This is a genomic window from Thiorhodovibrio frisius (assembly GCF_033954835.1).
In the GTDB taxonomy this organism is placed as follows: Bacteria; Pseudomonadota; Gammaproteobacteria; order Chromatiales; family Chromatiaceae; genus Thiorhodovibrio; species Thiorhodovibrio frisius.
Window position 1 is genome coordinate 1,187,476 of the sequence record NZ_CP121471.1, and the last position, 12,584, is coordinate 1,200,059.

General features: G+C 61.3%; 15 protein-coding genes. 10 read left to right on the forward strand and 5 right to left on the reverse strand.

What is annotated here, in order from left to right:
• The first annotated feature begins 30 nt into the window (after window positions 1–30).
• On the forward strand, window positions 31–210 hold the full coding sequence (locus Thiofri_RS24715) for a formylglycine-generating enzyme family protein (RefSeq protein ID WP_407702929.1): 180 nt from the start codon (window positions 31–33) through the stop codon (window positions 208–210).
• Here the strand turns inward: Thiofri_RS24715 and Thiofri_RS05700 are convergent.
• Window positions 173–532 (reverse strand): hypothetical protein, encoded by a 360-nt coding sequence (locus Thiofri_RS05700; RefSeq protein WP_143742004.1) that lies wholly within the window; start codon window positions 530–532, stop codon window positions 173–175. The genes Thiofri_RS24715 and Thiofri_RS05700 overlap by 38 nt on opposite strands.
• Window positions 533–881: 349 nt before the next feature.
• On the opposite strand from Thiofri_RS05700, the gene Thiofri_RS05705 reads away from it, so the two are divergent.
• The gene (locus Thiofri_RS05705; RefSeq protein ID WP_009150753.1) at window positions 882–1,151 is read left to right on the forward strand and encodes an AbrB/MazE/SpoVT family DNA-binding domain-containing protein; all 270 of its coding nucleotides are present in this window, start codon (window positions 882–884) and stop codon (window positions 1,149–1,151) included.
• On the forward strand, window positions 1,148–1,537 hold the full coding sequence (locus tag Thiofri_RS05710) for a type II toxin-antitoxin system VapC family toxin (protein WP_009150754.1): 390 nt from the start codon (window positions 1,148–1,150) through the stop codon (window positions 1,535–1,537). The genes Thiofri_RS05705 and Thiofri_RS05710 overlap by 4 nt, the downstream gene beginning before the upstream one ends.
• A 79-nt stretch (window positions 1,538–1,616) precedes the next feature.
• On the opposite strand, the gene Thiofri_RS05715 is transcribed toward Thiofri_RS05710, so the two are convergent.
• Window positions 1,617–1,814 (reverse strand): hypothetical protein, encoded by a 198-nt coding sequence (locus Thiofri_RS05715; protein WP_040857513.1) that lies wholly within the window; start codon window positions 1,812–1,814, stop codon window positions 1,617–1,619.
• Window positions 1,815–2,266: 452 nt separating this feature from the next.
• Between Thiofri_RS05715 and Thiofri_RS05720 the strand changes: the two genes are divergently transcribed.
• Both Thiofri_RS05720 and Thiofri_RS05725 read left to right on the forward strand, forming a co-directional pair.
• Complete coding sequence (locus tag Thiofri_RS05720) at window positions 2,267–3,151, forward strand: GGDEF domain-containing protein (protein ID WP_190275863.1); 885 nt, start codon at window positions 2,267–2,269, stop codon at window positions 3,149–3,151.
• 159 nt (window positions 3,152–3,310) lie between these two features.
• Window positions 3,311–3,559, forward strand: a complete 249-nt coding sequence (locus Thiofri_RS05725) for a hypothetical protein (RefSeq protein WP_009150756.1) — start codon at window positions 3,311–3,313, stop codon at window positions 3,557–3,559.
• A gap of 24 nt (window positions 3,560–3,583) precedes the next feature.
• Here Thiofri_RS05725 and Thiofri_RS05730 read toward each other — a convergent pair whose 3' ends face one another.
• The 3 genes from Thiofri_RS05730 to Thiofri_RS05740 all read right to left on the reverse strand — a co-directional run bounded on the left by Thiofri_RS05730 (window position 3,584) and on the right by Thiofri_RS05740 (window position 7,483).
• Window positions 3,584–4,681 (reverse strand): ABC transporter ATP-binding protein, encoded by a 1,098-nt coding sequence (locus Thiofri_RS05730; protein ID WP_051024025.1) that lies wholly within the window; start codon window positions 4,679–4,681, stop codon window positions 3,584–3,586.
• Window positions 4,682–4,747: 66 nt separating this feature from the next.
• On the reverse strand, window positions 4,748–6,418 hold the full coding sequence (locus Thiofri_RS05735; RefSeq protein WP_009150758.1) for an ABC transporter permease: 1,671 nt from the start codon (window positions 6,416–6,418) through the stop codon (window positions 4,748–4,750).
• A gap of 90 nt (window positions 6,419–6,508) precedes the next feature.
• The gene (locus tag Thiofri_RS05740; protein WP_143742006.1) at window positions 6,509–7,483 is read right to left on the reverse strand and encodes a Fe(3+) ABC transporter substrate-binding protein; all 975 of its coding nucleotides are present in this window, start codon (window positions 7,481–7,483) and stop codon (window positions 6,509–6,511) included.
• Between the two features lie 700 nt (window positions 7,484–8,183).
• On the opposite strand from Thiofri_RS05740, the gene sufB reads away from it, so the two are divergent.
• From sufB to Thiofri_RS05765, 5 genes are all read left to right on the forward strand, one after another.
• Window positions 8,184–9,626: a Fe-S cluster assembly protein SufB gene (gene sufB, locus Thiofri_RS05745; protein WP_009150760.1), complete on the forward strand. Its 1,443-nt coding sequence runs from the start codon at window positions 8,184–8,186 to the stop codon at window positions 9,624–9,626.
• 58 nt (window positions 9,627–9,684) lie between these two features.
• On the forward strand, window positions 9,685–10,437 hold the full coding sequence (gene sufC, locus Thiofri_RS05750) for a Fe-S cluster assembly ATPase SufC (protein ID WP_009150761.1): 753 nt from the start codon (window positions 9,685–9,687) through the stop codon (window positions 10,435–10,437).
• Window positions 10,434–11,783, forward strand: coding sequence for a Fe-S cluster assembly protein SufD (gene sufD / locus Thiofri_RS05755; RefSeq protein ID WP_009150762.1), 1,350 nt, complete (start codon window positions 10,434–10,436; stop codon window positions 11,781–11,783). Before sufC ends, sufD begins: the two co-directional genes overlap by 4 nt.
• 101 nt (window positions 11,784–11,884) lie before the next feature.
• On the forward strand, window positions 11,885–12,313 hold the full coding sequence (locus tag Thiofri_RS05760; protein ID WP_009150763.1) for an SUF system Fe-S cluster assembly protein: 429 nt from the start codon (window positions 11,885–11,887) through the stop codon (window positions 12,311–12,313).
• Window positions 12,314–12,385: 72 nt separating this feature from the next.
• Window positions 12,386–12,577, forward strand: coding sequence for a hypothetical protein (locus Thiofri_RS05765; RefSeq protein WP_009150764.1), 192 nt, complete (start codon window positions 12,386–12,388; stop codon window positions 12,575–12,577).
• Window positions 12,578–12,584: the final 7 nt, after the last annotated feature.

Here is a 12,584-nt window from a genome sequence, read left to right on the forward strand (position 1 = left end):
GAGGCGACGATGGGCCGCCGCCGGCTAGCGATGGGGTGCAGCCCCGGGGACAGTCAGTGCCTTTCCAGCGAGCAACCGCCCCACACGTTGAAGGTGGCGCCCTTCCGCTTGGGCAAGTACGAGGTCACCCAGGCCCAATGGCGGGCGGTGACGGGCAAGAACCCATCCTCCTTCAAGGGCGATGACCGTCCGGTGGGGGGGTGCCGTTGATGCGGATGTAGTTGATGTCGGTGGTGATCTTCTTGCTGAACAGCCCCGGCCGCTCGCACAGCGCCGCGATCATGTCGAACAGGTGCTTGACCTTGGCCCGCGGCAGCTCGCGCCGATAGATGTCGCGCACGATCACTTCCAGCACATAGCGCGCCTTGACCAGGGCGAAGGGCAGATCGACACGGGCGATGTCGATGGCGCGCTTGACCTCTCCGGTCAACTGGCGGTCGGCGATGGTCTCAAGCCGGGTCTCCAGGGCGCCCAGGCGTTGCTCAATGAGGGAGAGAAAACCCTGGGGTTCCATGGGTGATCCCGCTTTCATGGATGCCGATCTCTGGGTTTTCTTCCGCGCGGACAATAGCACCTGTTAAGTGGCCCGCCAAAATCGCTGAGAAAGGATGCGGTGAATACGCGAATCGCATCTGTCGAAAGCGATGCGGCGTATTCCTGCGCGGGTTTGCTATGAACGGTGAGGTATCACGATTGATGCGGTTCCGCTCCTGCTCAACCCGTCCCGGGCTTTGCTTCCGCCCGACCGAAGCCCCGCCGCCCCCCGGTCGTGCGGAGGCAGTCGGAACGACGATCGATGCCCGATCCCGGACACCACGTCTTGCTCGCTCCCGGGAACAGGGCTAGCATCCGCCGACGCTATCCGAAACAGAAACCGGGTCATGAACATCATACGACTTTCCAACAAGGGCCAGATCTTCATTCCGGACGCGGTGCGCGCGCGGCACCATTGGGAGACCGGCACCGAGCTGATCCTGGATGACCGGGGCGACGCCCTGATCCTGCGGGCCGCCAAACCCTTTGCCCCCACCCGGGTCGAGGACGGGCTGGGCTGTACCGGCTATCAAGGATCGGCCCGAACCCTGGAGGAGATGGACGCCGGGATCGAGTCCGAGCTGCGCCGGCGCTGGCGGGAGGACGGAGCCTCGTGATCGCGGTCGACACCAACGTGCTGGTTCGTTACGTCACCAACGATGATCCGGATCAGGCCCAGCGGGCTGTCAATATGCTCGCCGGATCACAGACTGTCTTCATCCCCCATTCGGTGCTTCTGGAGATGGAGTGGGTGCTGCGCGCCGTCTACGACCTGGATCGCGCAGCGATTCTCACCGCCTTCCGCCAGGTTCTCGGATTGCCGAATACCCAGGTGGATGCGCCCGGACTCGTCGCCCTGACGTTGGAGCGCTACGAGCAAGGGTTCGACTTCGCCGACGCGCTCCATGTCGCTCTGGCTGGCAGCGCCTCGCCGCTCTTCACCTTTGACAGCCGTTTCGCGCGCCTCGCGGACGCCGCGGGGCTTGCGGTGGAGATCCTGTAACTGATTTTACCCCAGCAGACCGACCAAAATCCCTCGCTACTACAGGGCTGGCGGGCGATTTTTGGTTTCACGCGGGTGGCTACATCGTGACTTGCAGGAGCTCCAGAATCTGTTCTTGCTCGGGTGTTGGGGTAGTATTCTGATCGAACTCGACACCGTTGACCGCCACGCGATTGCGCGTGATCTGCGCCAAGCAATCAATCACCCCGCGGAATGTCCAGCGTCTCTCTTCGCCTTTGCCATCGTTGGCAAATAGCGCAGCCAAGCGTTGTTCCATGTACCTGTTCCAAGTAACAGGCAGGTCGTGTTGGCAATTGGAATGTTCCAGTAAAGTGCGCGCTTGCCTTCATCGGTGACATATTCGACACGGCCACCGTTTACCAGAACTCGACAGTGCTCTAGGTGTCCAGTCCCGGAAGATAATTCCGCGTGATTCACGGTGACCGTGCTAAGAAATGTTGTCTGACCGTCTTGTTTTTGCTCCTTTTCCGAAAGGCAGCAGGTAACTTTCATCCGCCGGGGTGACCGGGACCATGAGCGTTAGGACGGGGGCTGGGGCGCCGTGGTGATAGCCGCGGCGATACCCTGGGGGTAGACTGGGCTGCGGTGGTGTTTCGGGATTGGGTTTTTGCGGTTGGACCCGCGCGCCGGGCAGAGGGTTAAGTGTTAAAGGATTCCAGCAAGCTGTTGAACTGCCATCTGGGCGGAGCTGAGGGCATTATGCGTTCAATGACATCTTATTCTGTGCTCTTTGTTGAGGATAACGAAGAGGATTATCTTCAGGTTAATGCGCTGCTTGAGCAGATACCAGGCACGGAGTATCGCGTGCGCTGGGCTCGCACGGTTGAGGACGCCGAGACCCTGGTTGTGGAGTCTGATCCCCAAGCTTTTGATCTGTGTCTGGTGGGGGACCATGCTGGCGAGGGCGCCGGCATTCGGTTTATTTCGGCTCACAGCGCGGATATTGAGTTTCCGCCGATGATTTTCTTGGCAGATCAGGCTGATGCTGACATTGACCAGGCGGCACTGGATGCGGGCGCGATGGACTATCTGCATAAGTCGGAGTTGAGCCTCAGCTTGGTTGAGCGGTCAATCCGTTATTGCGTGGCGCAACATGCGACGAAACAGGAGTTGGTCAAATTAGCCACCATTGATCCGCTGACCGGGATTTTGAATCGCCGGGCGTTATACGATTTGGGCGATAAAGAGTTTGATCGCGCGACCCGATATGGGCATCCTCTTAGCCTGCTGCTGATTGCTGTTGATCGTTTTAAGGATGTGAATGGCACTTTTGGCCATGAGGTTGGTGATAAGGCGCTTCATTCGGTTGTCGCAACCGTGCTTGCGGCAATCCGGGAGACGGATGTCTTCGGGCGCTTTGGCGGGAGTGAGTTTCTGTTGATTCTTCCGCACACCGATGTTGGCGGCGCCTCCCTGCTTGCCGAGCGCATCAAAGATGGGGTGAAAAAGCAGCCGATCATGCAGGGCAGTGCAGTGATCGAACTCTCGGTGAGTTGTGGCGTGTCCGCCACATCCGAACAAGCCGGGTTTTTCGACGAGCTGGTTGTTTGTGCGGATCGAGCGCTGTATCAGGACAAGCCCACGGTTGTTTAGCGCGGCTTGGGTTAACCGCGATGCCGTTCCCCGGTCTCACCCCGTCCGTGCCATCCGGGTAGAATGCAGCCTTTCTGATCCGATACCCGGTCTGGCGCTTTTCCGGCACAGGGCCCGACATTGGAATCTGTCGCAACCACCTTGTAAGGAGTTTAATCCATGGGGACTAACATCATTTTGCTGCTCGCGCTGATCGCCATGATCGCCATCTGGATCTGGCTGTTTCGCGATGACGAGGGCCCTGTCAAGACCGGCCGGCTGACCGGCAAGCTGAGTGGTTCAATACCCGGATCGACCATTCGCATCAAGGCCACACCGCCCGAGAATGAGGCTACCGCCAACCAGGCTGAGGCCGAGACTCAGGTCGAGGCTCGGGTCGATGCGGGCGCGGTTGAAAAGAAGGACTGAGTCGTCCTGGTGACAGGTCCGCGCTCAGGCGCCTGACGCGCACTCGAAAACCACCAGGTGGTCCAGCTCGGCACGGATGCCGACCTGGGTGCCGGGCGGAAAGTCATCGTGACTGGGCGCCAGTGACAGCAGCCGGCGACCGCTATCCAGTTCCAGGGTGCAGAGATATTCGGCTCCGCGAAAGGCGCGCTCTGTGACCAGTGCGGTGTTCTCTTCACATTGGGCGCAAATGAGGTCATCCGGGCGCACCAGCACTTCAATCTCAGTGCCCGGCGGCAGGGCGATGCGATTCTGGCCGCGCAGCACGCCAAGCTCGGTGGAAACGCGTTGCTCGTCGATCACCTGGCCCGGCAGGAACTCGCCCTGCCCGATAAAATCGGCCACGAAGCGATCTGCCGGCTGGTGGTAAAGCTCAAAGCCCGTGCCGGTCTGATGAATGCGTCCGGCGCGCATCACACTGATGCGATCCGCCATGGCAAAAGCCTCAAGCTGATCATGAGTCACCAGGATGGCCGTGACCCCTTCATGGCGCAGCAGCGCGCGGATTTCCCGTGCAAGGGCTTCGCGCAGCTCCACATCCATGCTGGAGAAGGGCTCATCGAGCAACAGCATCCGCGGTCGTGGCGCCAGCGCCCGAGCCAGAGCAACGCGCTGCTGCATGCCGCCGGACAGCTCATGCGGATGCAACCGTGCCGCCTCGACAAGACCAACCAGCTCCAGCAGCTCGGCCACCCGCTGCTCGCGCGCGCGCCGAGCGAGTCGGCGCAGGCCAAAGCCGATGTTCTTCGCCACGGTCAGATGGGGAAAGAGCGCGAAATCCTGAAATACCATGCCGATCTGGCGGCGCTCTGCTGGCAGGCTGAACCCGGGTCTGGACACCGGCACGCCACCGAGCAGAATCTCTCCCGTCATCACCGGCTCAAAGCCCGCGATGGCTCGCAGCAGCGTGGTCTTGCCACAGCCGCTCGGCCCGAGCAGGCAGCCAATTCGGCCCTGATCCAGCTCAAGATGGGCATCCCGTACCACGGGTGCGCCCCCATAGCCGAGGCTGACACCCCGTGCCAGCAAAGGGGTGGCTTCAGTCGCCGTCGCGAACTGCAACTTGTCACCAGAGTCAGTCATGTTGTTCGTTTCGCCATTGCCGAGTGCTGGCGCCAAAGCCGCCATGCACAATCCACAAGAAACGGCCTAATGCCCACTGCCAGCTTCTGCAAGCCGCGAGCGCGTAATGGCCCGGCTCAGCAGCACCACGGGCAGCAAGCCCGCCAGCACGATCATCAGGGCGGCTGGGCCAGAATCGGCCAAGCGTTCATCGGCCGCCAGTTCATAGGCGCGCACCGCCAGGGTGTTGAAATCAAAGGGACGCAGAATCAGGGTCGCGGGCAGTTCTTTCAGGACATCCACAAACACCAGTAGCCCAGCCGTGAGCAGGCTGCCGCGCAGCATGGGGATATGCACCCGCCACAGCGTCTGCCCCGGCGCCAGCCCCAGGGAGCGGCTGGCGTCATCAATGGCTGGGCGAATCTTGCCCAGACCGGATTCCACTGTTTGCAACGCAACGGCTAGAAAGCGCACCAGATAGGCAAAGATGAGTGCAAACAGCGTTCCGCTCAGCAGCAGGCCGGTGGACAGGCCAAACCAGTCACGCATCCGCGCATCAAGGGCATGGTCCAGCCAGGCGAAGGGAATCAGTACGCCCACGGCGATCACAGTGCCCGGCACTGCGTAACCCAGCCCGGCCACCCGCGCACTGAGGCGCACGCTGGTGGCCGGATAAAGCCGTTTGCCATAGCCGACCAGCAGTGCCAGCAGGACCGCCAGCAGCGCCGCGCTGGCGGCCAGCGCCAGGCTGTTGATCGCCAGCCGCCAGAAGCCGTCACTGGCCCCGTCCGTGGCAAAGGACCAGGACCAGAACGCCAGTTGCCCCGCCGGCAGCAGAAAACCCAACAACAGCGGCAGCAGGCAAAACAGCCAGGCCAGCGCGCCGCTTGCGCCGCGCAGTCGCAGTCGGCGGATGCTCTGCTCGCGGCTCCCGGTGGCGTGATAACGCGCCCCGGCCCGCGACCAGCCTTCCAGCACCATCAGCACCAAGACAAAACCGAGCAACACCGCCGCCAGTTGCGCCGCCGCTGCTGGATTGCCCAACCCAAACCAGGTGCGGAAAATGCCGGTGGTAAAGGTCGCGACCCCGAAGTACTCCACAGTGCCATAGTCGGCCAGGGTTTCCATCAGCGCCAGCGCCAGACCGGCCACCACCGCCGGTCGGGCCAGCGGCAGTGCCAGGGTCAGAAAGGTGCGCCAGGGGCCATTGCCCAGCGTGCGACTCACCTCCAGTACCGCCAGCGACTGACTCAGAAAAGCCGCCCGCGCCAGCATGTAGACATAGGGGTAGAGCACCAAGGACAGCATGACCGCAGCCCCCGGCAGCGAGCGTACTTGCGGGAACCAATAGTCCCCATAGCCCCAGCCCATCAGCGCACGCAGGCCGGATTGCACCGGCCCGGCCACATCCAGCATCCCGGTGTAGGTGTAGGCGATGATGTAGGCCGGCATCGCCATGGGCAGCAGCAGCGCCCACTCGAACAGCCCGCGCCCCGGAAACTGGCACATGGTGGTTAGCCAGGCGGTTCCCACGCCGCCAATCAGGGTGCCGAGCGCCACGCCCAGCATCAGCAGCAGTGAGTTGATGACATAGTCCGCCAGCACCGTATTGACCAGGTGCTGCCAGACATCACCAGCGGGCACGAACAGGAAGCCCACCACCACCAGCACGGGCAGCGCCAGCACGGTCGCAAGCGCGACTGTGACAGGCGGCCACCAGGAGGCTGAAGGGAGACGGGCGAAGGCAGACACAACCATGGCGGCAATCTAGCACTCGACTCGCTGGGTTCCAAGCGGGCGGCGCGGTGATGACCCTCACGTTGACCGGCCGCCCTGCTCTGACAGCCCTTACTTCCAGCCCGCCCGATCCATCAACAGCACCGCCTCGCCGTTAAGTTCGCCCAGGGTTTCAAGGTTGAGATCGTCGGCCTTGAACTCCCCCCATTCGGCCAGCACCGGGCTGATCTCCACGCCCTCGCGCACCGGGTACTCGCCATTGGCCTGGGCATACCAGGCCTGGGACTCAGGGTTTAACAGGAACTCAATCAGCTGCACGGCGGCCTCTTTGTTTTTGGCCGCAGCCGTGACTGCCGCGCCACTGACATTCACATGCGCGCCGCGACCGTCCTGATTTGGCCAGAAAATCGCCATCTGCTCAGCGGGTTCGCGCTCGGCGGGGTCATCGGAGGTCAGCATGCCGGCCAGGTAGTAGGTGTTGGCGATGGCGAGGTCGCACTCACCGACTGCGGCGGCCTTGATCTGATCGCGGTCGCCGCCCATGGGTGGGCGTGCCATGTTCTCGACCAGCCCCTTGGCCCAGGTCTCAGTGGCCTCTTCGCCATTGGCGAAGATCAGCGAGGCCACCAGCGATTGGTTGTAGACATTGCTGGAGGAGCGAATGCAAATGCGCTTCTTCCACTTGGAATCGGCCAGATCCTCGTAGGTGGACAGCTCGCTCGGATCGACGCGCTCGGGCACATAGATGATGGGGCGCGCGCGCAAGGACAGGCCAACCCAGTGACCGTCCGAATCGCGATAATTTTCCGGCACCGCTGAGGTGATGGTGGCGGACTCGACCCCTTGGGTCAGCCCCGCTTCTTTGGCGCGATGCAGATTGCCGGCATCGACCGTCAGTAACACATCAGCCGGACTCTTTGCGCCCTCGCTTTTTAGCCGCTGCAGCAGGGCATCCGCCTTGCCGGTGACCAGGTTCACCTCGATACCGGTCTGCTCGCTGAAACGATCAAGCAGCGGTTTGATCAGTGCCTCCTTGCGCGCGGAGTAGAGATTCACCTCAGCCCCCGCGTCCTCTGACGTAGCCATGGCCGTCTTGGCTCCCAGCGCTGCTCCAAGGGTGACACCTAGCAGCGCACTCAAAGAGATGGCTGCCCAACGTGGATGTCTGTCAGAACAATAATCTCCAGCGTCAGCACGCACCCCAGGGTCTGGCATTCTCAAATCATCCATTTCTAATTCCTCTGAACTTATTGTGGTTGAAACATCCAGTTTATAATAATACGAACGATTCTTGTTAACTGCAAGGCTTTCGACCCTGAGTCGCCCGGGCATAGAACTTGCGCTGCTTCTTGTGCAATCAACCAAGTCGAGCCAAGTGCAGCCCTTATGATCCGCGTAAGTCCTTGCCTAAAAAGCACTTTTCGCCAATTGTCCGCACTGCGGCCGAGCTCGTTCAGTGTCGCAAAGCCGACAAGCTCGGGCGGGTTCTCGACCGCTTTGCAACCGCCTTGGGGAGGAGCCCTGGTGCGATGCAGATTTTTCGCTGCGGGGCTGGTCGCGATAGACTTTACAGTTTGCCGTCATGAAAGAGACATCAGCCCCCGTTCGCGGATCAGGCAGGCGGATCAGGTAGGCATTTGCCCGCCAATCCCCGAACCCGCACGGGCGCTCTTGAAACTCAAGGCTGAAAACGTCAATTAACCAAGCATTGCACTGAGTATTTGTCGCCCACCCCGCCACCCAGTGGCGTCAAGGGTGACGTCCGCACCAACCCGGAGCCACCGCCATGAGCGCAGTCGCCGAATACGATCATCTGGTCAAGTCAGAATACGAGCACGGATTTATTACGGATATCGAATCCGACACCTTGCCACCCGGCCTGGACGAGACGGTCATCACCGCCATCTCCGTGCGCAAGGGCGAGCCTGACTGGATGCGCGAGTGGCGGTTGAGCGCCTATGCGAAATGGCTTGAGATGCCAACGCCCGAGTGGGCGGCGGTGCATCATCCGGCGATCGACTTTCAGGACATTTCCTACTTCTCCGCGCCAAAGATAAAAGACGGCCCGAAAAGCCTGGATGAAGTTGATCCGGTGCTGTTGGAGACCTACGAGAAACTCGGCATTCCGATTGAAGAGCAGAAGGCGCTCGCTGGCATCGCGGTGGACGCGGTTTTCGATAGCGTGTCAGTGGCGACCACCTTCCGCAGCAAGCTCGCCGAGGCCGGGGTGATTTTCTGCTCTATCTCCGAGGCGTTGCAGGAATATCCGGAGCTAATCAGGCAACACCTCGGCACAGTGGTGCCGCCGACCGATAACTTTTACGCCGGGCTGAACGCAGCCGTCTTTACCGACGGGACCTTTGTCTACATCCCCAAGAACACCCGCTGTCCGATGGAGTTGAGCACCTACTTTCGTATCAACACCGCCAAGACCGGGCAGTTTGAGCGCACGCTGATTGTCGCTGACGAAGGTAGCTATGTGAGCTATCTGGAAGGCTGTACCGCGCCGCAGCGCGATGAGAACCAGCTCCATGCCGCCGTGGTAGAGCTAATCGCACTCGAAGGCGCCGAGATCAAATATTCCACGGTGCAGAACTGGTATCCGGGTGATGAGAACGGCAAGGGTGGCATTTATAACTTCGTCACCAAGCGCGGCGACTGTCGCGGCGCGCGTTCCAAAATCAGCTGGACCCAGGTCGAGACCGGCTCGGCCATCACCTGGAAGTATCCAAGCTGCATCCTGCGCGGCGATCACTCGGTCGGCGAGTTCTACTCGGTGGCGGTTACCAAGGGCCGGCAGCAGGCAGATACCGGCACCAAGATGATTCACATCGGGCGCAACACCAGTTCCACTATCGTCTCCAAGGGCATCTCGGCGCAGCATGGCCAGCAGTCCTATCGCGGCCTGGTGCGCATCGCGGGCAAGGCCGAGGGCGCGCGCAACCACACGCAGTGCGATTCTCTATTGATTGGGGATCGCAGTGCAGCCCATACCTTTCCTTACATTGAGGTGAAAAATCCAAGCGCCAAAATGGAGCACGAGGCCACCACCTCCAAGATCAGCGAGGATCAGCTCTTCTACTGTCGCTCGCGGGGTCTGAGCGAGGAAGATGCCGTTTCTATGATTGTGAACGGCTTCTGTAAAGAGGTGTTCAACGAGCTGCCGATGGAGTTTGCCGTCGAGGCGCAGAAACTGCTCAGCATCAGCCTTGAAGGGGCGGTTGGCTAAGGCAACGGCCGCGCGCGCATTCATCACCACATTCGACTTTTTTCTGGAGCCAACCATCATGCTGTCTGTGAAGGGCCTCAAGGCCAACGTGGGTGACAAAGAGATTCTCAAAGGGCTCGACTTTGAGGTCGGTTCGGGCGAGGTTCATGCCATCATGGGGCCGAATGGCTCGGGCAAGAGCACTTTCGCCCACGTCCTCTCGGGGCGCGAGGGCTATGAGGTCACCGCCGGCTCGGTCGACTTCGACGGCCATGATCTGCTCGCGCTGGAGCCAGAAGAACGCGCCCAACTGGGCCTCTTTCTCGCCTTTCAGTACCCGGTCGAGTTGCCCGGGGTGAACAACACCTATTTCTTAAAATCCGCCGTCAATGCCATCCGCAAAGCGCGCGGAGAAGAAGAACTCGACGCGGTCTCTTTTCTGCGGCTGATGAAAGAGCGCCTCAAGGTGCTGCACCTTGATGACAGCCTGCTCAAGCGCCCGGTCAATTTCGGTTTCTCGGGTGGCGAGAAAAAGCGCAACGAGATTTTCCAGATGGCCATGCTCGAACCCAAGCTGGCAATTCTTGATGAGACCGACTCGGGCCTGGACATTGACGCCCTGCGCATTGTCGCCGATGGCGTGAATGCCCTGCGCTGCGCCGAGCGCTCCATGATTGTGGTCACCCATTATCAGCGCTTGCTTGACTACATTCAGCCCGACCATGTGCATGTGCTGGCGCACGGGCGCATCATCCGTTCCGGCGGCAAGGAGCTGGCGCTGGAGCTGGAAGAGAAAGGCTACGGCTGGATCGCCGAGGCGGAAGCGGCATGAAGAGCGCCCCGACCTCTATCACGCCGACCGAACCAGCCCTGCTTGGCTGGCTGGATGGCGCCCCCGCCGAGCGGCGTCGACGTGAGCCAGACTGGCTGACCGCCATGCGCGCGGCGGCCACCGAGCGCGCCAGCAATCAGGGTGTGCCGACAAAACGATCCGAGGGCTGGCGCTATACCAGCCTGCGCGCGCTGATCGATCAGGGTTTTCAGCCCCACCAAGAGCCCATCACGGCGCTGCAACCCGAGGATATCGAAGACCAGCTGATCCCCGGTCTGGACAGCCATCGGCTGGTCATGGTCAACGGTCACTTCGAGCCGCGCCTGTCCCAGCTCGAGGGGCTGCCGGCAGGGGTACGCATCGGCAGTCTGGCTGATGTCTTGGCGCAGGATGCCGATGCGCTCGCCGGTCTGCTGGGGCAGATTGCTGGCGACGGCCAGCATCTGTTCACCTCGCTCAATACTGCCGGTTTTGATGATGGCCTGGTGATGCTGATCGACGCCAAGGTGCGTCTGGAACGCCCGGTCGAGCTGCTGAATATCTCCATCGGGCTCGATCAAGCCGAAGGCCCCGGGCTTGCGCAGCCGCGCCATCTGATTCATCTGGCCGCAGGTGCCCAGGCCGAGCTGATCGAGCGCCACCTGAGCTTTGGTGACGCGCTTTACTGCAACAACGCCGTGGTTGAAATCCGCCTGGCCGAGCAGGCGCGCCTGCACCACGTGCGGCTGCAGCAGGAAAGCCCGAGTGCTTATCATCTCACCGGCCTGTATCTGGAGCAGGACGCTGCCAGCCGCTACCGCAGCGTCAATATCGGCATGGGTGGTGTCTGGGCGCGCACGGATCTGGTCGCGCGCTTCCTCGCCCCGGAGGCTGACTGTGAGCTGCAGGGCCTGTACCTGGCCGGAGACGGGCAACTGATCGACTACCACATGGATGTGCAACATCTGGTGCCAGGCTGTGCGAGCCGCGAGAACTTCAAAGGGATTTTGCACGGCAAGGGCAAGGCAGTATTCGACGGACGAGTCTATGTTGCGGCGGACGCGCACCAAACCGATGCGGCCATGTCCAACCGCAACCTGATTTTGTCGCCCAATGCCGAGGTGGACACCAAGCCCCAGCTCGAGATCTATGCCAATGACGTGAAATGCAGTCATGGCACGACGGTTGGCCAACTCGATCCGGAAATGCTGTTTTACCTGCGCTCGCGCGGCATCGCCGCTGCGCTGGCACGACGCATGCTGTGCCTTGGCTTTGCCGGGGAGATCATCGACGCCATCGGCTCCGAGCCACTGCGCGAGCAGATTTCCGAGGCTGTCGGTGAACGCCTGGAGCGCTCGCCGCTATGAACCCAATGACCAGAACTGCGACCCAGCCAAGCGCGTATCATCGGGATCAAGCAGGCTTTTTTCCCTCACTGATTGGGAATTTGACAGGGGAATCAAGGGCAATGAACAGACTAGCGCGATTCACCGGCTTTGGCCGCGACAAACAACCAACGGAGACGGACGACACCGCCGGAGTGCCATCGCCCGAGGTGCCTGAAGTGGAGGCAGTTGTTGAACAGATGGATGCCGAAGAGCTGCGCGAACCCATTATCGCTGCGCTGCGCCGCGTGCATGATCCGGAAATCCCAGTCAACATCTACGACCTGGGCCTGATTTACAAAATCGACATCGCCTCCAATGGCAATGTGGATGTTGACATGACCCTGACTGCCGCCGCCTGCCCGGTGGCCGGCATGATGCCGCTGATGGTCAAGGACGCGGTGCAGAAGGTCGAGGGCGTCGGCCAGGTGGAGGTAGAGCTGGTCTGGGACCCGCCCTGGAGTCAGGACAACATGTCCGAAGAGGCTCTGCTGCAGCTTGGCATGATGTAAGGGCAGGATGTAAGGGCATGATGTAAGCCGGCCGGCTACCGGGAAAGGCGTGCGAGTTGTAAACTGGCACGCATGAACATCAGCACTCGCCCATCGCACCAACCCCTGAGCACCACAGGCGCACCCGGCCAGGGCGCGCAGCCGCTCGCTGAGGTCGCGCAGATGCCCGCCATCCGCCGTGCCGGCGGCGGTTTGCGCTTTCTGGGTGCAGTGTTGCTATTTTCCACTCTCAGCCTGCTGAGCTGCCAGTCGTTGATCTTCTGAGGCAGGT